Source organism: Paraburkholderia caffeinilytica, from assembly GCF_051027425.1.
GTDB lineage: Bacteria > Pseudomonadota > Gammaproteobacteria > Burkholderiales > Burkholderiaceae > Paraburkholderia > Paraburkholderia caffeinilytica_A.
This window is the reverse complement of record NZ_CP186552.1, coordinates 1,996,605-2,015,478: the sequence shown is the minus strand read 5'-3', so window position 1 is coordinate 2,015,478 and position 18,874 is coordinate 1,996,605. Positions and strand designations below refer to the sequence as shown.

General features: G+C 59.8%; 13 protein-coding genes. 2 read left to right on the top strand and 11 right to left on the bottom strand.

Annotation, left to right across the window (positions count from 1 at the left end; all coding sequences use genetic code 11):
- Window positions 1-174 precede the first annotated feature (174 nt).
- Window positions 175-1,140, bottom strand: a complete 966-nt coding sequence (locus ACOSV0_RS08840; RefSeq protein WP_434109938.1) for a LysR family transcriptional regulator — start codon at window positions 1,138-1,140, stop codon at window positions 175-177.
- Between the two features lie 186 nt (window positions 1,141-1,326).
- On the opposite strand from ACOSV0_RS08840, the gene ACOSV0_RS08835 reads away from it, so the two are divergent.
- Window positions 1,327-2,514, top strand: coding sequence for an NAD(P)/FAD-dependent oxidoreductase (locus ACOSV0_RS08835; RefSeq protein WP_434109936.1), 1,188 nt, complete (start codon window positions 1,327-1,329; stop codon window positions 2,512-2,514).
- A gap of 18 nt (window positions 2,515-2,532) precedes the next feature.
- Here ACOSV0_RS08835 and ACOSV0_RS08830 read toward each other — a convergent pair whose 3' ends face one another.
- The 5 genes from ACOSV0_RS08830 to ACOSV0_RS08810 form a co-directional block, all read right to left on the bottom strand.
- On the bottom strand, window positions 2,533-4,746 hold the full coding sequence (locus ACOSV0_RS08830; RefSeq protein ID WP_434109935.1) for a LamG-like jellyroll fold domain-containing protein: 2,214 nt from the start codon (window positions 4,744-4,746) through the stop codon (window positions 2,533-2,535).
- 300 nt (window positions 4,747-5,046) lie between these two features.
- Window positions 5,047-6,750: a thiamine pyrophosphate-binding protein gene (locus ACOSV0_RS08825; protein WP_434109934.1), complete on the bottom strand. Its 1,704-nt coding sequence runs from the start codon at window positions 6,748-6,750 to the stop codon at window positions 5,047-5,049.
- Between the two features lie 415 nt (window positions 6,751-7,165).
- Window positions 7,166-8,911 carry a methyl-accepting chemotaxis protein gene (locus ACOSV0_RS08820; protein ID WP_434109933.1) on the bottom strand — a complete coding sequence of 582 codons (1,746 nt, stop codon included), beginning with the start codon at window positions 8,909-8,911 and terminating at the stop codon, window positions 7,166-7,168.
- Between the two features lie 494 nt (window positions 8,912-9,405).
- Window positions 9,406-10,506, bottom strand: a complete 1,101-nt coding sequence (locus ACOSV0_RS08815) for a lactonase family protein (protein ID WP_434109932.1) — start codon at window positions 10,504-10,506, stop codon at window positions 9,406-9,408.
- A gap of 148 nt (window positions 10,507-10,654) precedes the next feature.
- A complete protein-coding gene (locus ACOSV0_RS08810) occupies window positions 10,655-12,211 on the bottom strand; it encodes a methyl-accepting chemotaxis protein (protein WP_434109931.1) in 1,557 nt (518 codons plus the stop codon).
- Window positions 12,212-12,965: 754 nt separating this feature from the next.
- On the opposite strand from ACOSV0_RS08810, the gene ACOSV0_RS08805 reads away from it, so the two are divergent.
- Window positions 12,966-13,853 (top strand): SDR family oxidoreductase, encoded by an 888-nt coding sequence (locus ACOSV0_RS08805; RefSeq protein ID WP_434109930.1) that lies wholly within the window; start codon window positions 12,966-12,968, stop codon window positions 13,851-13,853.
- 111 nt (window positions 13,854-13,964) lie between these two features.
- Here ACOSV0_RS08805 and ACOSV0_RS08800 read toward each other — a convergent pair whose 3' ends face one another.
- From ACOSV0_RS08800 to mmsA, 5 genes are all read right to left on the bottom strand, one after another.
- On the bottom strand, window positions 13,965-14,453 hold the full coding sequence (locus ACOSV0_RS08800; protein ID WP_434109929.1) for an SRPBCC family protein: 489 nt from the start codon (window positions 14,451-14,453) through the stop codon (window positions 13,965-13,967).
- A gap of 134 nt (window positions 14,454-14,587) precedes the next feature.
- Window positions 14,588-15,649, bottom strand: a complete 1,062-nt coding sequence (locus ACOSV0_RS08795; RefSeq protein WP_434109928.1) for a maleylacetate reductase — start codon at window positions 15,647-15,649, stop codon at window positions 14,588-14,590.
- Between the two features lie 23 nt (window positions 15,650-15,672).
- Complete coding sequence (locus ACOSV0_RS08790) at window positions 15,673-15,969, bottom strand: Dabb family protein (RefSeq protein WP_434109927.1); 297 nt, start codon at window positions 15,967-15,969, stop codon at window positions 15,673-15,675.
- A 149-nt stretch (window positions 15,970-16,118) separates the two neighbouring features.
- The gene (gene mmsB / locus ACOSV0_RS08785; RefSeq protein ID WP_434109926.1) at window positions 16,119-17,330 is read right to left on the bottom strand and encodes a multiple monosaccharide ABC transporter permease; all 1,212 of its coding nucleotides are present in this window, start codon (window positions 17,328-17,330) and stop codon (window positions 16,119-16,121) included.
- A gap of 1 nt (window position 17,331) precedes the next feature.
- Window positions 17,332-18,861, bottom strand: coding sequence for a multiple monosaccharide ABC transporter ATP-binding protein (gene mmsA / locus ACOSV0_RS08780; protein WP_434109925.1), 1,530 nt, complete (start codon window positions 18,859-18,861; stop codon window positions 17,332-17,334).
- Window positions 18,862-18,874 lie beyond the last annotated feature (13 nt).

The window sequence follows — 18,874 nt, the reverse complement described above, 5'->3', positions numbered from 1 at the left end:
CAATAAACGCTTTGGGCGCCATACGCCGTTCCTGATTTCGACGCTGAAAGGTTCATCGTCCTGACTGCGGTGCACATCGGCGCTACGACTGGTGCGACTTTGCACAAAAACGAGGTGTGCGGTTAAGCAGCGTTAAAAGCAACGCTTATACAAACGCGCGCTATCGCGCCTGAGTCAGCGCAAGGCATCGTCCGGCAGATCGGGCAGCGCCCGTGCGAGCGAGGGTTGAATCGCGTTGTCCAGCACGCCGCGTGTCAGCATGACGATGTCGCCGGCGAACTGGTCCCATTCGCCCTGGCGATGCAGCAGGAAAAAGTCGCGCCTCCCGAGCCGGCTCGGCGGCAACGGCATCACCGCGAGATCGTCCAGATAGTGCCGCGCCTGCCACAGACACAAGGGCGTCGAAATCGCGAATCCCACGCGCGCGGCCACCAGACTCAGCAGCGGATCGGTCGCGTCGAACTCGTAACGCCGCGGACTGTCGATGCCCAGATGGCGTGCGAAACGCTCGATCTGCTGGCCGATCACCGAGCGCGCCGTATAACGGATCAGCGGCAGTTCGAGCGCGAGCGTGCGCCAGTCGATCGTGCGGCGTCCGTTCAATTGGCTGCGTGCAACCACCACCACGAACGCCTCGGAAAACAACGGCACTTCGACGATCCGTGCGTCGCTCAGCGTGGTCTGCGTGCAGATCGCGATATCCAGTTCGCGGTCGTGCAACTGCTTGCTCAGGCCCGGCGTGAGACCGGACCACATCGAAATCTGCCGCTCTGAATTCGACACTGCGCGAATCAATTCAGGTCCAACGGTAGCCGCGAACGAATCGACACAACCCAGGCGCACCGGCATCTTGCCGGTATGCGACGCATCGCCGATACGGGCGCTCACCATCTGCGCGTGTTCGATCAACGGCCCCGCCAACTCCAGCAACGCACGCCCCGCTACATTCGGGCGCGGCGGACGGCTCTCGCGATCGAACAGCGTCAGGCCCTGATCGCGCTCCAGCGCGGCGATCGACTGGCTGATGGCGCTCTGGCTCACGCCGAGCTGCTTCGCCGCGCCCGTCATCGAGCCGCTCTCGCAGACAGCGACAAAAGCCTGCAACGCGCGTAGATCGATTGGAGCCGGGGTTCGTCTCATGAAATGCTCCGCTCTCGTGGGTGGCATGCCGGTCATCCTGTGTAGTACGACCGCAGCGTGCCGAGGTTCGCAGGGTTGATGCGCAGGATGAGAAATTGCATTGGCTCGCCATAAGTTTGCCTAATACAAAATTAGTGCAGCCAACGTTTTTCTAGAATTCGCCTCATTGCCCATCCAGAGGTCCACATGAGCCACTACGATTTCATCGTGATCGGCGCGGGTGTCATTGGCACGTCGGTCGCCCATCATCTCGCCGCACTGGGCGCGCACAGCGTGCTGGTCATCGAACAGGGCACGATCGGCGCGGGCACCACGTCACAGTCGTCCGGTCTGTTGCGCACGCACTATTCGGTGCGCCAGAATGTGGAACTCGCACGCGCTTCGTGGTGGGCATTCAATAATTTCGCCGACTATCTCGGCGACGACGAAGCGTCCTGCGGTCTCGTCAAATGCGGCTATCTGATCTGCGCGCCCGACAGCGACAAGCTGGAACCGCTGCGCGCTTCGCTCGCCGCGCAGCAGGATATGGGCATCGAAGTGCAACTGCTCGACACGGCACAGGCGCACGAGCACTTGCCGATCGCGAACTTCGACGATGCCGCGTTGATCGGCTACGAACCGGAGGCGGGTTTTGCGGATGCCTATCTGGTGGCGACCGGCTTCGCACGTTCGGCGCGCCGGCGCGGTGTCAAGATCATGGAAGGCGTGACGGTCACGAGCCTCGTCCGCGAAGGACGCCGGATCACCGGCGTCGCAACCAGCGCCGGCAACTTCAGTTGTGGCACCCTCATCAGCACGCAGAACATCTGGACGCCGGAACTGGCCGGCTGGATCGGTGTGCCGCTGCCGGTCAAACCGGAGCGTCACACCGTGCTCGCACTCGAATGCGACGGCGCTGCGTACTCGTTCAGAATGCCCGCGTTCAAGGACCTCGGCTCGGCCGGCATGCTCTATTACCGCAGTTACGGCGGCAGCCAGATGCTGGTGTCGGAAGGCGTAGTGGGCGAAACGTTGAACGCTCCGGAAACCGAACAGGGCGACATCTCACTCGACTATGTCGCCGAAGTCGGCGCCCAGGTGGCCGAACGCTTCCCACAGTATGAAGCCGCGGGTCTCGCTTCGTCATGGACCGGCGTCTACGACGTGACGCCCGACTGGAACCCGGTATTGGGCAAGGTCGCCGATATCGAAGGCCTCGTGGTCGGTTTCGGTTTTTCGGGGCACGGCTTCAAGCTCTCGCCCGGCATCGGCAAGATTCTCGCCCAGCATGCACTCGATCTGCCCACCGAGGTTTCCCTCGCGCCCTACGCCCTCGACCGCTTCGCCAGCGGCGCATTGCTGGTGGGCAAATACGGCTCTGGCGCGGTCTCCTGATATCGCAACCTGCTCGGGCTACGTACCCTGCACAAGCGCCGTAATCTGATCGGCTGACATTGCGCCGCGATAAATACGGAACTCGTCGATCGATCCGCTGAAGAACGGGTCGCCGGCATACTGCGAGCGTCCAAGCCAGTTCTGTGCAGTGGGACCGACACGCCACGGCGCGAAGACAACATCGGTCGCGCTGCCGATCACAGTGCCGTTCAGATACAGCGTCGCGGTTGTGCCCGATAGGGTGACGGCCACGTGCGCCCATTGTCCTGTCGGCAGTGCGGCATTGCCGTTAATGCCGCGCTCACCGTGCCCGCCGTTGGTCGTAATCGCGAAACGCATGACGCCGCTGGAGTTCTTCGGCGTGAGGAACAGATAGCGTCCCGTGCCCGCACCGAAATCGAAAATGCGGGTCCATGCATTGCCGCCGTTCCAGAAAACCCAGGCGGCGATAGTGAAGTCCGACACATCGGCGACAACGTTGTTGGGAAGGCTGACGTAGCCGCTTGAGCCATCGAGCGACACTGCGTTGCCGGCTCTGCCCACCACATGCGTCACGCCGCCGACGAGCGAGCCCGTGTGGCCGTTGCCCGTCGAATCGGCGGCGCTCGTGCCGGTTGTTTCGTTGAACGTCAGATACGTATGCAGTTGCACCGCAGTCACCGCGACGGCCTCTGACGAATTCGCGCTTTCGCCCGACGTTGTCTGCGCGCTCACAACGTAATACCACGTACCCGCTGCCGGATTGTCCGTGTACGTCGACGGATCGACAATGCCGCTCGCAATAGTCGTGTACGCTCCGCCCGAACTGGACGCGCGCTTCACGTTGTAGCTCGTGCCATTGGCAACGCCCCACCATGACAGTACAACCTGCCCCGCACTCGGGAACGCCGTGAGACCGCTCGGCGCAGTGAGGGGCGCGACTGCCTCGCGCGTGCACGTCAGCGTGCCATAGCCAAGTTGATCGAAACCGCCGCTGGCTGTGCCGTAGTTGCCGCCGCCCCCTTCCGGCTGGATTGCCAGCGCGAACTTCGTCGACCACGGCGCAGCCAGCCCTTTGCGATTCACGTAATGGTTGTAGACAAGTGCCCAACACGGCCGGATCGTGCCTTGCGCGGAGGTTGAAAAACCCGGTTGCGTGACGTCGACATTCGAATAGCTCACGTAGGGCACCGTGAGATAGGTGCCGTCCGCCTGCAGAAGATTCGCCTTCGCCACGTATTCCGCACCGGCGAGAAAGCGATTGTTGTCATACCCGTACAGATCGATGCCCTGATTCCACGCCATCTCGCAGATGGCCCCGCCCAGCGCGATGCCCAGCGTGTTATGCCCCTGATCGCGGCCCGTCTCCTGCCATTGTCCGAGATAGCCGGGGTGCACGTAATAGACCGCTTGCGCGATCGCACCGTTACCGGCCCCGTCGATAAAGTAGTTGGCTGCCTGATCGAACAGGGTGTGGTCGTCGCACAGCACGCCGATGGCCATGATCGACGCCATGTTGCACAGGTCCCAGTTGGCCCAGTAATGCGTGATGTCGGTGTTGTTGTGGCGGTTGAGAAAGTCGACGTTGATCGGATAGAAGATGTTGAGCATCATCGACTGGAACGCGGCAAAATCGGCCGCTGCCCAGCCCGAATAGCCGCGCATGATTTCGCCGGCATTCGCGAACTCGTAGCCGTAAATACCGGCTGCGAGATCGACGTTGCTATCGCCGCCGAGTCGCTGCAAGGTCGAAGACCAGGCATTCATGATCTGCACGGACTTGTCGGCATAGGCCGTGTCGCCGGTTATTTTCCAGTAGAGCGCGCATGCATAGGCCGCGGCGATATCGTTGTACAGCACGGGATAATTTTGCGCACCGCTCCCCCCGCGATCGACTTCGACCTGAGGGCGCGGCGACCACGACAGTCTTGTACGGCCGTTGGCGATCAGCACCTTCCAGCCGTCGTACCAGGGGGACGCCTGCGCGGCGACTTTCTGCGCCATGCGGTCGAAGTCGGCTTGCGTATGCAGCAGCCCAGGGTGAACGAATGCGCCGCTCGTGGCGATGTCTGTTGCGCCATTCGCGACATGCGCAAGGGTCACGCCCGATGTCGCGGCCCGGCTCGTCGCGCGGCTCACGGCCGTGGCCGCGGAACTGGCACTGCCGTCACAACCCGACAGCGCGAGCGCGCCGAGACTATATAAAAAGGTTCGCCGCGACATCCCTGAGTTGTGTTCGTTGCTGCTCTTCATACGGCTCCTACGCGTTGTATGGTGAATGAGTTGCGAACGGAAAGAGAAATGCCAGGCGGCAAGCGCATGCTGTTGACCGCATGACGTCGACGCCAGATATGGCCTGGCGGGCACTTTCTCGCAAACGTTTGCCTTCGGCGCCGGCATAGCTGCAGAGCGCGATGCGCGCCTCCCCTATTAACGGATGGAGAGGCCTTTTTGTGTAGCGCGAATGGGGTACGGGAATGCTGAATATTTCGTAAGGATTGGCTGATTCTGGTTGCGCGTTCGGTCATGGGACGCAAACGAACCAGCCGCTGTTCAAGCCGCGCATTCCGCGTAGTACCGATTCGGTGCCGGAAAGACGCCGGTCATCACTTCGATCAGGAATGGACCGTTAAACCGGGACGCCTCGCTCAGCGCATCGGCGAGGTCATCGAGGCGCTCGACCCTGCGCGCCGCGACCCCGAGCGAAGCGGCAAAAGCGGCCCAATCATGACTCGGGAGCTTGCTGAACTGCTCCGGAATGGAGCCATTGCTGATTGCGTCGATATGGACCGCGCCATGCGCAGCATTGTTCAGCACGACATAAAGCATCTTTACGCCGTATCGGGCTGCGGTCTGGATCTCCATGCCGTGCATCAGCATGCATCCGTCTCCGGTCACGACGACACACGGACGCTCTGGAGCCGCAAGCTTGACGCCGATCCCGGCGGCGACTGCCCAACCCATCGGCGCGAGCGAGCTGGATGAGAAATAGTTGCCGATGCCCGACGAGAGCCAGTAGTGAGCCATGAATATCCGGTGAGCGCCCGAATCGACGACAACGTTTGCATCCTTCGGCAGAAGTTGACACAGTTGCTTGACGACGTCGCCTGTATAGAGCGATTGATCGCCGTCTGAACCCTGCACGCCGGGTTGCTCGAACTTATAGTCGTACAGGGGAGTTTCGTTAACCTCGGCGACCCATGCTTTTCTTTTTTCCAGCACCGTGTGAAAGTCGGCGCTCCGGTTCGTGTCCATCTGCGACAGCGCGCGGAATGTGGCGCCAATCCCGGAGAAAACCCTGCCGCGCGCGACATGCCCCGTCGCGGGTGCGTCGAAGCTGTCGTCGAAGATGATCAGCTCTTTCCAGGCCGCCAGCTTTTCTGTCCAGTTCATGCTGTCGCGCTGATTCAGGTCGCTGCCGAACACGACGAGCACGTCGAGCTCGTCCGAGTTGATGACGCGAACGGCCCGCGAGTGGCCCGAGAATCCGTACACGCCGAGCGAAAGGACATGGTCCTCAGGAAACGCGCCCTTTCCCGATAGCGTGGTCGCAACCGGAATGCAGAATTTTTCGGCCACGTCGAGCAGGACCTTCGCGGTTTCCGGGTCGTTGCCGCGGCTGCCGATCAGGAAAGCGACCCGCTTCGATTTCAGCAGATACCGGTTGCACAAGGCGTCCAGCGCGGCGCGGTTCGCGGGGACCTCGCAGGCGTTGAACTCGTCATGATCGTACGGTTGCCGCGATGCGTCGTGGCCGGGTAGCACTTCCTGACGTTGAACGTCGACAGGGATGCTCACGAAAGACTGCGCCCGGCGCATCCAGTTCAACCCGTCTGTCGCGCGGCGCATTTCGGCCTGAAGATTGTCTTTGTTCTTCAGTTCAACGACATTTTCGACAAGGCTCCTCACCACGCCGCTTTCGAAAATACCGCTCTGCGTCGCGTCCTGGAACGCGCCTTTGCCTTCCGCACGCGACGAAACCCCTCCGGCGATATAGAGCATGGGAATCCGGTCCGCGTGAGCGGCCGCCATGCCGGGCACGAAATTCATGGTGCCCGGTCCGGAAATCCCCACGCACACGCCAAATTTCCGGCTGGCCCGCGCATAACCATCGGCCATGAAAGCACTGCTGGTCTCATGCGCGCAAACAATTCCGCGAATCGACGGCGACTTGTCGATTGCATCCAGCAGCGGGTAGATCATCTTCCCCGGCACGAGGAAGACGTGGTCGATTTTCGCGACTTCCAGCGACTTCACGACCGTTGTCGATACATTGAGAGGAGCGTGTGATTCCATATTTTTTGAGTACGATCCGAGTAGAAACCAATAATCGGATCTCGCTACCCCTCATCCGGACGTCGCGCGTGGCCCCCGAAAGAGCAACGTGACGAAGCCGGCGGCACAACGCCGGTATGCGGAGACAGCGAGACGGCCCTGAGCGCGTTGCACACCGGCTGCAATCGCGTCCCGTGCTGCTTCATCGAGCCCGCCTGAAACGGGCCCGTGTCTCCATCCGTGAGTACTCTTTTCCGGCTACGACGTCGCTCGCATGCACGGCCTCAATGGCTGAGGCGAGCGCTGCGAGGTGTTATCGACCATGCGGCGCGCGTGAACCGCGAACCTCGGTCCGTTCGACTACGGGTTGTCGTCCAGCCTGAACGCGTTGCTCCGTTCAGAATGTCTGCCAGTCGGCAGTCTCACTGGCGCTGGTCGCGACCGCGGTGCTTGCGCCACTTGTTAAACGTGGTGTCGTCGCGGGTTGTGCCAACCTTGCAGGGGAAGACGTGTGAATTTTCGGCTGCGTCCGACGTGGTTCCATCCGAGCGGTGTTCGCAGGCGACATGGATGCGCGCCTGACGTCGATCTTGAAGAAGGCTACCGCCGCGCGCAGGCCCTGGGCCTGCTGCGCCATCGACTGAGCCGCCGCCGAAGCTTCTTCCACCAGCGCGGCGTTCTGCTGGGTGACCTGGTCCATCTGGTTGACGGCCTGGTTGACCTGCTCGATGCCGGTGCTCTGTTCTTGCGACGCCGATGAGATTTCGCCCACGATATCGGTGACACGCTTCACCGACGCGACGATCTCATTGATCGTGCCGCCCGCCTGCTCGACAAGGTTCGAGCCCACCTCCACCCGGTTGACCGAATCAGCGATCAGGTCCTTGATTTCCTTTGCGGCGCTGGCACTGCGCTGGGCAAGCGCGCGGACTTCACCGGCCACGACAGCGAAGCCGCGGCCCTGTTCGCCGGCACGAGCCGCTTCGACCGCCGCGTTGAGCGCGAGGATGTTGGTCTGGAAGGCAATACCCTCGATCACACTGATGATCTCGGACATTTTGGTCGAGCTGGCGGAGATATCGCGCATCGTTTCGACCACCTGCCCGACCACCTCGCCGCCTTGCTGGGCGATGCCGGAGGCCGTACCGGCGAGCGTTGCTGCCTGCCTCGCGTTGTCCGTGTTGTGACGGACCGCGGCGGTCAGTTCTTCGATGCTCGAGGCGGTTTCTTCGAGCGATGCTGCCTGTTCCTCTGTACGGCTCGACAGATCCAGATTCCCTTGTGCGATCTGCGAGCTCGCCGTCGCCACGCCTTCGGCGTTCTCGCGGACTTCGGCCACGACCTGCGCCAGCGCATCACGCATTGCCTTCAGCGATGCCATGAGGCTGGTCGTGTCGCCGGCCCGGAGGTCGATGCTTACGCTGAGATCGCCGGCTGCCACGCTTCTGGCGAGGCTGGCGGCGGTCGCCGGTTCAGTGCCCAGTTGCCGCGTCAGACTGCGCGCCATCCAGACGCCGATTCCCCAACCGATCAACACGGACAAGATCACCAGAACAAGCATCAGATTGCGGCCGTCCTCGTACACCTTGTCGTTGGATCCGGCCGTCGCCTGGGCGTCGCTCTGTTTCACATTGACCAGCGTGCCCATCAGGACCAGGGTCTTGAAACCCTTCTCATGGTATTCGCCCAACAGATAGGCAGTCAGGGCGGCTTGATCCTGCAGCCCGGCGGCGTTAATCCGCCCTTTCATTTCATCGAAGGCCTGGATGTAGTCATGCCAGCCTCGATCGAGATCGGCGAAGGTCGCCTTCCCTTTATCGGTGTAGACAAGAGGTTCGGCCTGATTGAGGTGCTCGCGCGCCGAAGCCAGGGCTTTTTCGGCCTGGGCTAACGAGGCGGTCCGCTGCTCGGCCGTGGAAGCCAGAATGGCGTTGCGCAGATAGGTACCGACTCTCAGTACATCGGCGTTCGCTTGCTGGATCTGGTTGAGCCCCACGAGATCCATTCGATAGGTCGTGTCCGCGTTGTCGCTGATCTGGCCCATGCTGCGGACACCGATCACACTGACGATGGCACTGATGACCGATACGAGGATAAAGGCGCAGATTAGTTTGGCGCCGAGCTTCATATTGCCGATATTCATAGCTTGCTTCGTCAACGTGAAAAAATTGGAACAAGGAAATAGATCCAACGGCGCTCGCGCGTCGCCGGATAGTCGGCAATGCCGTCCGGGGATGCGGCAAGTGCTCCATGTATTCAGTTAACGGCAGCCACAATCTATTCTTCATACCAATTATCGTTTACGCGCAAATTTTCCATACTTTTAGACTTTCGCGTTATTACTTTGTAAGGTTTGGGCGAGGACGAAGGCCGACGATCCAGCGACTGAGCGCAGCAGATGAGGTGACGTTTCGGTTTGCGCATTGCATGAGAATGCGGAGCAGGGGCAGGCAGCAGTAACGGCAGTGTTAATGCGGGACGCGTGGGAAGGAAGATGGATTGCCGGAACACGGGTGGTGTTCCGGCCAACACTAAACAGGCTTGCGACTGGCGTCTTCTTTGATCTGAATATGAGCACTGTCCCGCTCGACCGCGGTGCACATCACGGCCACATTCGGCTTACGCGTGCCTCAATTCTCAATTGCCGCCTGTTCCCTCGAACTCGACTATCTCGATCCAGTTCGCGCCCTTACCCACAGGGTATTGTCCAATCGCAGCCAGCGCGCCGGACTTGCTGTCGATGCGATAAGCACTCAGGTTCGAAGACAACTGGCCGACCGCCAGCAGATACTTGCCCGACGGATCGATACTGAATCCGCGCGGCTGCTTTTCCGTCTGATACGTGCCAATGCGCGTCAACTCACCCGACTTCGCGTTCACCCGATAGGCAGCCAGCGTACTGGACGTGCGTTCGGTGGCGTACAGGAAACGTCCATCCGGTGTGACGTGCAAATCCGCACCCCACGGCTTGTCGCCGGAGAAATCGGGCGGCAGGATGGAAACGGTCTGGATGGACTTGACCGTGTCACGCGCGCTATTGAAGGCGAGCACATGCAGCTTGCCGTCGAGCTCATCGATCAGATAGACAAAGCGATGATCCGGCGAGAAGACAAAGTGGCGCGGCCCCGACTTCTCCGGCAACGAATAGGCGGGCGCGGCGTCTTCGGTCAACTGACCGTTCGATGCATCGAATTTCAGACGCAGCCACGCATCCGAGCCGAGCACCGACGCGAAAACATAACGGTTGTCCGGCGCGTTGCGTATGGCGTGAGCCATCGGGCCGGTTTTGACGGTTTGCTGGACTTCGCCGGCCACGCCGTCTGCGGCGATCTTGTTCACTGCCAGAAGATTGCCGCCATACGATGCGGAAAAGAGGTATCGGCCGGTCGCATCCGTCGAGACATAGGCCATGCTATCCGCCAGCGGCGCCCGGCCAAGTTCGATCAGGCGGCCGTCGAGCGGATTGACCGCGAAGCTCACCACGGCATATGGCTTGGAACGCAACGCGGCATAGAGCCGGAGATGGTCGGGCGAAAGCGCCATCGGCATGATCGTGCCGCCAACCGGCACGGTCTCGACCGCGGTGAGCGAGCCACTCGATTTGTCGAGACTGAAGACAGAGATGTCCTGGCTGTCGGCATTCGATACGTAGGCATACGTAGCAGCCTGAGATGCCCCCGATCCCAACGCACCCGCAAACAGGATTGCTGCCGCTACCATGGTGGCCCTAACGCTCATCGTGACACTCCGTTGAAATGGTTGAATGGATCGAATATGAATAGCCGGCATCGGCCGTCCCAGTCTTTCGAAAGAAAGCCGGCCGATGGCAGCACATTGCCGCGCCGGCATAGGCGCGATGGATGTGTTTGCTAGATACGGGTGATGGTCAAACCCGATTGAGGCGGAATGCCGAAACAGCATCCGTCATCGATTGCGCCTGCTGCTCGAGTGCATTCGCGGCAGCCGCGGCCTGCTCGACTAGCGCGGCGTTCTGCTGCGTCACCCGGTCCATCTGGCTGACGGCCTGCCCCACCTGTTCGATGCCGGTGCTCTGCTCAACCGTCGCCGAGGTAATCTCAGCCATGATGGTCGCGACGCCCTGCACCGCCCCCACAATTTCGCTCATGGTCTGGCCGGCCTGGACAACGAGTTCATTTCCTTCACGGATATCGCCGACGGAGGCGGCAATGAGCGTTTTGATCTCTTGCGCCGCGACCGCGCTGCGCTGCGCGAGCGTGCGCACCTCGCCCGCGACAACGGCAAAGCCACGGCCCTGCTCGCCGGCACGCGCGGATTCGACCGCTGCATTCAGAGCCAGAATGTTGGTCTGAAATGCGATGCTGTTGATCATGCCGGTGATCTCCGCGATCTTGTTCGAACTGGCGGTGATCGCAGTCATGGTTTGCACGGCCCGCTGCACGACGCTGCCGCCTCGCTGCGCAACATCCGCCGCACTGGCGGCGAGCTTGCTGGCCTGGCGGGCATGGTCGGCGTTCTGCTTGACGGTCGAAGTCAGTTCTTCCATGCTTGCCGCCGTTTCTTCGAGCGATGCAGATTGCTGCTCAGTTCTACTCGACAAATCGAGGTTGCCTGCAGCGATCTCACGCGCACCGCCATGGATGGCTTCACAGTTCACACGCACATTCGACACAGTTGTCGCCAGTCCTGTCTGCATCCGGGACATCGATGTAAACAGCTGTCCCAACTCGCTTCTGCCGCCTTCCGGAATCGATACCGTCAGATCGCTTCCCGCGATGCGGTTGAGCATATCCGACGCGAGTTGCAGCGGGCGGACCACAATCTCCCGCAAAGCGAAATGCACGGCCACCACCAATGCGAGGGCCAAGGCCACCCCCACCACGACCATTGTGACGACCCATGTGTATTCACGGTCACCTTGCGCGGCGGAATCCTGGGCAAGTGCCTCGGCGAGGTTCTGGAACTTCTCGACATTGGCCGAATAGGCGACGCCGGCCGCAGTGATATCTTTATCGTTGATCGATACGTAAGCATTCGTATCGCCCCGCTGCAAGGCGGCGAACGCTGTCTGCAGAATCGCGGCTAACGCATTGGAGGAATCGATGAGCTTCTGTTTCAGCGCGTCGTCCTGACCTGCAAATTTCGTAGCATCACGAAACATCTGGGTTTCATGGTCCGCGCGCGCCAATGTCGAGGCAGCGCTCTTGAGCGCCGAATCGCGGGTCGCTTCGTCATTGCGCTCTTTCAATGCCGAATACGCACGCGTCATAGCCGCGCGGGTGCGTGTGGAGTCTTTGTAGGCGTTGTTGACCAGCACTTCCTGGCTGGCAATTTCGTGTAAGCGCCGAGCGTTGTCATTAGAACGGCCCAGTGCCAGCACCCCCACTACGCCGCCGATCAGAATCATGCTCGCGAAAAGCACGAGGACGGCAAGGAGACTGTTTCTTATTGTCAGATTACGCATACTTACCGATCCAGTTAACCGTTGTCGATTTGTTTACGACATAAACAACACAAAACCTGAGTCTTCGATTTCGCAAATACGGCACACACTGCAGTACTGCGCTTGCGCTTAGCTCGCCCGTCTAATCGCGACGCGATCGGTCATCGCTCCGATCTTCGTCAGCCGGCAGTGGCGATCAATATTTGGGACTCCACCCCACGCGACACCATCGTCACGTTGCCGGCTATCGGCAATTCCGTTGAGGAGCAAGCCGCTCGACCCGCGCGAATGCGACGTCGCTCCATGTGGAGCAATTTGATATACGTCATCATACAAGATGAATCTGACCCTGTCGAAATACTTGGATTCGTATTTACCCGAATTGGCCGTCGGATCGCTAATTTTGTGTAATTTGTTCGTAGCTTGGCTGGCGCCCTTAGTTGTCTGACGTCTCATTACCGAGAAATCGGCCGCCAGCTCCGGATGGCCAAAAACACCCGCTCTGGCTCGCTTCGGATCGATCAGCCAGGTATTCGGCTCGTCGGCCTTAAAGGTGTTTCGAGCAGCAGAGGAATCGCATTAACGATCGGCTCCCCAGCCTCGCGCCGTTATATCCGCGCGCAGACCGCTCCGTAAGCGAAGTGCAGCGCGATTTCACATTTGATTTCTCTTGCGCGCACAAGCCTGTTAATCATTTTAATAGGATGATCTCACTACTTTTAACGAGTAAAGAATGGCCGGATAGTACGCCCCTGACTACCAAGGAGGCTTTGTCATGCGTATCTTTCTCACGGGTGCAACCGGATTCATCGGTTCGGCCCTCGTCCCCGAACTCATCAACGCTGGCCATCAGGTGATCGGTATGACCCGTTCGGAAACGGGTGCTCAGGCGCTCGTCGCTGCGGGAGCCGAGGTGCATCGGGGAAGCCTGGAAGATCCCGAGAGCTTGCGCAGTGGCGCCGCGAAAGCGGAAGGCGTGATCCACACGGCCTTCGATCACGACTTTACAAGGTTTGTCGAGAATTGCGAAAAGGACAAACGTGCCATCGCCGCGCTCGGCTCCGCCCTCGCAGGCTCCGATCGTCCTCTCGTCATCACCTCCGGGACCGGAATTGGCAACCCTGGGCTCGGCCAGTTGGCAACCGAAGACGTCTTCAACATCGACCATCCCAATCCGCGTATCGCGTCCGAACTCATGGGAAATGAGTTATTGGAGAAAGGGATCAACGTGTCGGTCGTGCGGCTTCCGCAGGTTCACAACACGGTCAAGCAGGGGCTCATCACGCCACTCGTCACGATCGCCCGTGAAAAAGGCGTCTCGGCCTATGTGGGCGAAGGCCATAACCGCTGGCCGGCGGGCCATTTGCTCGATGTGGTGCGTCTTTACCGTCTCGCTGTGGAAGCGCATGAACCGGGCGCGCGTTATCACGCGGTTGGCGAGGAAGCAGTCAGCAGCCGCGAGATCGCCGAGGCCCTTGGCCGAGGTTTGAACCTGCCGGTTGTTTCCATCGCGCCGGAAAAAGCGGCCGAGCATTTCGGATGGATGGGGATGTTTGTCGGCATGGATTTTCCGGCTTCCAGCGCCCGAACCCAGGCGCGGCTGGGTTGGCATCCGAGTGGCCCGACACTCATCGCCGACCTCAACGAGATGCGCTACGTTTGATTTGCTTCGCGACGGTAAGGCAAGGTTGTAGAACCTTGCCTGCACCAGTCTGACTGTTGCGACGAAATAGCAGCCTGGATTGGCCGGACAACTGCCGTAATGTGACGGACTTCATCCATGCTCGATGCCAACCAGCCGCGCATCCAGCCGTCGCGCGAGCGCGGCGCCGCCTTCGCGCATTACGGCATCGTGGTTCCATTGGAAAACCGGCCGCAACAACGGCGCCAATGCGTTCATCCATGCGCGGTTCGTATGCACGCACCAGTCGTAGCGGACTACGGTAAGGTTGCGTCCGTCGGTCGAAAAACTCCACCGGCCGACACCTTCTACGTCGCCGCTGGCCTGTCCCTCCAGCGCGACCAGCGGATCGACGCGCGTCACCCGCATATCGAACACGAGGCGATAGGGCAACCAGCCTTTCCACGTATAGCGCTGTACGGCACCCACGCCCTGCTCGGAGCCCGCCTCCAGCTGGTCCACGCGCTCGACGTTATTCCACCACTCGGGCCAGCGCGCCGAATCCTGGATCGCCACCCAAACTTCCTGCACGGGTGCATCGATGCGCCAAATGGTGAAAAAGCGGTATTCGACCGTGTGCAAGCTGCCTCCATTTCTGGCGTCCTTCTGGAGATTTTGCCAGATGCTCGCCTGAGGCATTCCGCGCCCTGAGGCGCGGTCTTGCAAATTCTGTCACTGAGATCGCGGCGACTCCGCGACGATGCCGCGGCGACTCATCAAGGGCTCGGCCGACTCCCTTCCCAGGCACGCTGGATCAATGCTCTGAGCGCCGCCGCCTCCACCGGGCGCGGATTCCAGTACGGATTCGACATCGCGACCTCGCACGCACGGTCGAGGTCGCTTTCAAGCAGTCCGATCTCACGCAGCCCACGAGGCACACCCAACTCTTCGCTCAGGTCGTATAAACCATCCGCGGCAGACTTCGCATCGAGCGCACGTGCAATTCGTGTCATCGCGTCCGCAGCGACGATGCTGTTGTAGGCGAGCGCGTGTGGAAGAACAATCGCATGCGTCTCCGCGTGCGGAAGATTGAACGTCCCACCAAGCGTGTGGCAGAGCTTATGATGGAGTGCCATACCCACGTTGCCGAGAACCATTCCGCACAGCCACGCACCGTAGAGGCAATCGCTGCGCGCCGTCCTGTCCTTGCTGCTCTTCTTCACGCCACGCAGACCATTGGCGAGTGCACGGATTCCCTCTTCCGCCATAAGCGACATGACCGGGTTTCCATCTTTCGCGTACAAACCTTCGGCAGCATGTGCGATTGCATTCAGTCCACTCACGAACGAGAGATGCGCTGGCAAACCGATCGACAGTTCCGGGTCGTAAAGAACCGTTTTCGGCAGAACTTTTGGGTCGCGGCCTGTCTGCTTGAGCCCGTTATCCGTAATGCCGTAGATCGGGGTCATTTCGGAACCGGCGTAGGTCGTTGGAATCGCGATAATCGGCAAAGACGATTCGAGAGCAATGGCCTTGCCAAGACCAATCGTCGAGCCTCCGCCAATGGCCACCGCGCAATCCGCGTCAACCGCCCTCGCGTACTCGCGCGCACGGCGGGCGTTTTCAATGGGAACATGCATCTGAGCTCCATCAAAGACGCCGGCACTCGACGGACCGAGAAGAGACGAAACGATCTCCGCCTGCGTTCGCTGCTCCGGCGTGCATAAAACCAGCGCCCTGCGCGCTCCCAGCGTTTCGACTTCCTGCTGGATGAGTTTCATGCTCCCTGCGCCGAACACCACCCGCGAGGCGGACGTCGTATAGGTAAATTCGTACATAGGATTCCCTATCGTTCAACGACTCAGATGTAATCGACCTGGTGCCGGGCGATGCGGCTGTCCCCAATGACCTGCTTGACGCGCAGATGTTCGGGATGGGACGCATACGCCTCCAGCGACTGAGTATCCTCAAACTCCGTATAGAGCACGACGTCACAGGCGTAGTCGACCCCACTCACGTCCATACCGACCTCGAGCTTCGTTAGTCCCGGAATCTTTCCGGCCAGACTTTCAAAAGCGCTCTTTACCAGTTGAGCCGTTTTCCTCTTTTGCTCCGGCGTCTCACCGCGAACATCCCACATAACGATGTGTTTAATCATTTCGATTCCGTGTTTGCTACCGATGCCCGAGCGAAATTCTTCAGGCATCCCTATCTATAGATGCGTGATCTGAATCCGCCGGGTACTCTGCCGTTGAAATTGGCTACTTCTCGTCCGCACCATCTAGCTGCACGTCCGGAATCCGAAGCTCAGGCCTTGTTCTTGTTGTAGACATCGACAAAGACGGCCGCGAGCAACACCACGCCTTTGATCACCTGCTGGTAGTCGACGCCGATGCCCATAATCGACATCCCGTTGTTCATGACACCCATAATGAAGGCCCCCACTACCGCGCCGACCACCTTCCCGACTCCGCCGGAAGCAGACGCACCGCCGATAAAGCATGCAGCGATCACGTCGAGTTCGAACCCCGTTCCGGCTTTCGGCGTGCCGCTGTTCAGGCGGGCGGCGAAAATGAGGCCGGCCAGGGCTGCCAGAACACCCATATTCACGAAGGTAAAAAAGCTGACGGCCGGAACACTGACCCCGGACAACCTGGCCGCCTTGGCATTGCCACCCACTGCATAGATCCGACGGCCAATGGTGGTGCGATTCATGACGAAGGTGTAAACACCAATCAGCACGCCCATGATGACGAGAACCGTCGGCAGGCCTCGATACGAAGCAAGGATGCTGCAGAGGAAAACAATCAGGCCGGTCAGAATGACGTTCTTCGCGACGAACATCGAGAACGATCCGTTACCCATCCCGTATTTGGTTGCGCTCGTGCGGTGCCGAAGTTCAATCGCGAAAAAGAGCACGCCCACCAGAATTCCAAGCAGGATGGAGGTGATGTGCAGACTCTGCCCGTGAAAGACGTCAGGAATAAAGCCTGAACTGAACGCAGCGAAAGTGTCGGGGAAGGGTCCAATGGATTGACCCTGCAACACGAGGTTTGTCAGCCCGCGAAACACCAGCATGCCGGCCAGCGTGACGATGAACGACGGCATCCGCCAGAACGCAATCCAGTAACCCTGAACGGCTCCGATCAGCGCGCCGGTGACTAAACAGATGATGGTGGCCAGCACGTAGCTGACATTGAACTGCACCATCAGTACCGCTGCGAGCGCGCCCACCAACCCTGCGGTCGAACCAACCGAGAGATCGATATGGCCCGCAACAATCACCATCAGCATGCCGAGCGCCATGATGACGATATAACTGTTCTGAAGTACCAGATTCGTCAGATTGAGCGGTTGCATCAATACGCCGCTCGTCGACACCTGGAAGAATGCCATGATGACGACGAGCGAAATCAGCAGCCCATATTCACTGGCGCCGCGCTTGAGCGCCCGAACGATTTCGCTACTATTTTTAACGCCGGTGTCCTGTGGTGCTGCCGGCGAAAGTGCCTTACGCATTTCAAATGCCTCCGTTTCGCATAATTGCCCGCATGATCTTCTCCTGCGAGACTTCTTCCGCGGTGAACTCGCCGACAAAGCGGCCTTCGTTCATGACGTAAACGCGGTCGCACATGCCAAGAAGCTCCGGCATTTCCGAGGAAATCATGACAACGCATTTACCCGCTTCAACTGCCTGATTGATGATGCTGTAGATCTCGTATTTCGCTCCCACGTCAATGCCGCGCGTGGGCTCATCCAGAATGAGTACTTCGGGTCCCGAAAACAGCCACTTGCTCAGCACCACCTTTTGCTGATTGCCGCCAGACAGATTGGCGACGACGTGGGTTACGCCCTGGGCGCGGATGCGGAGCTTCTTCAGGAAATCGGCCGCGACGGTTATTTCCGCGTGTTCGTTGATCACCCCGAGTTTCGACACGCCTGCGAGGTTCGCCAGGCTGATGTTTCGCTGGATGGTGTCGTCAAGGACCAGGCCGTTTCCTTTACGGTCTTCTGTCACGTAGGCGAGACCCGCTTTGATGGCCTTCTGTACCGACGAAACGTCTACCGGTTTTCCATGCATGAGCACGGTGCCGGAAATGTCCTGGCCGTACGTTCCACCAAAGACACTCATCGCGAATTCGGTCCGGCCAGAACCCATCAGTCCGGCAATACCGACGATCTCGCCCTTTCGCGCCTTGAGATTGATGCCCTTGATGACAGCGCGCTCCCGCTGGGTCGGATGCTGTGCGCGCCAGTCCCTGACTTCGAAAATCACCTCGCCGATATTCGGCACACGTTTCGGATAACGGTCGGACATCTCCCGGCCGACCATCGCCTTGATGATGCGATCTTCGCTCACGCCCCCGGCCTTGCAGTCGAGTGCGTCGACAGTCGAACCATCCCGGATCACCGTAATGCCGTCGGCGACGCGTGAAATCTCGTTGAGCTTGTGCGAGATGATGATGGACGTCACGCCGCGCGCCTTCAGTTCCAGCAAAAGATCGAGCAGCGTGTCACTGTCTTTTTCGTTAAGGCTTGCCGTAGGTTCGTCCAGGATCAGCAGGCGGACCTCTTTCGATAATGCCTTGGCGATTTCGACAAGCTGCTGTTTGCCGATACCAAGTGTGCCTACAAGCGTATCGGGGGAGTCAGTCAGGCCGACCTTCGCCAACAGGTCCTTCGCCTTTGAGCGGGAGCCCTGCCAGTCGATCACGCCCCGCTTCGATTGTTCGTTACCCAGGAAAATGTTCTCGGTAATCGAGAGCATGGGCACGAGTGCGAGTTCCTGGTGAATGATGATGATCCCCACCTGCTCGCTGTCGGAGATATCCGAAAACGCGCGATCTTCACCCTCGTAGACCACGTTGCCTGCGTAGGAGCCGTGCGGATAGACGCCACTCAGGATCTTCATCAGTGTCGATTTGCCGGCGCCGTTTTCGCCGCATATGGCGTGAATCTCACCTTTGCGGACTTTAAGATTGACGTTATTCAGGGCTTTGACCGCGCCAAAGCTCTTCTGAATTTCGTTCATCTCCAGGATCGCGTCCATCGTCGTATTCCTC

Excerpts from the sequence above, each read along its gene's own strand:
- ACOSV0_RS08840 (WP_434109938.1), bottom strand. The coding sequence starts at position 1,140 with ATGAGACGAACCCCGGCTCCAATCGATCTACGCGCGTTGCAGGCTTTT.
- ACOSV0_RS08835 (WP_434109936.1), top strand. The coding sequence starts at position 1,327 with ATGAGCCACTACGATTTCATCGTGATCGGCGCGGGTGTCATTGGCACG.
- ACOSV0_RS08830 (WP_434109935.1), bottom strand. The coding sequence starts at position 4,746 with ATGAAGAGCAGCAACGAACACAACTCAGGGATGTCGCGGCGAACCTTT.
- ACOSV0_RS08820 (WP_434109933.1), bottom strand. The coding sequence starts at position 8,911 with ATGAATATCGGCAATATGAAGCTCGGCGCCAAACTAATCTGCGCCTTT.
- ACOSV0_RS08815 (WP_434109932.1), bottom strand. The coding sequence starts at position 10,506 with ATGAGCGTTAGGGCCACCATGGTAGCGGCAGCAATCCTGTTTGCGGGT.
- ACOSV0_RS08810 (WP_434109931.1), bottom strand. The coding sequence starts at position 12,211 with ATGCGTAATCTGACAATAAGAAACAGTCTCCTTGCCGTCCTCGTGCTT.
- ACOSV0_RS08805 (WP_434109930.1), top strand. The coding sequence starts at position 12,966 with ATGCGTATCTTTCTCACGGGTGCAACCGGATTCATCGGTTCGGCCCTC.
- ACOSV0_RS08795 (WP_434109928.1), bottom strand. The coding sequence starts at position 15,649 with ATGTACGAATTTACCTATACGACGTCCGCCTCGCGGGTGGTGTTCGGC.
- ACOSV0_RS08790 (WP_434109927.1), bottom strand. The coding sequence starts at position 15,969 with ATGATTAAACACATCGTTATGTGGGATGTTCGCGGTGAGACGCCGGAG.
- mmsB (WP_434109926.1), bottom strand. The coding sequence starts at position 17,330 with ATGCGTAAGGCACTTTCGCCGGCAGCACCACAGGACACCGGCGTTAAA.
- mmsA (WP_434109925.1), bottom strand. The coding sequence starts at position 18,861 with ATGGACGCGATCCTGGAGATGAACGAAATTCAGAAGAGCTTTGGCGCG.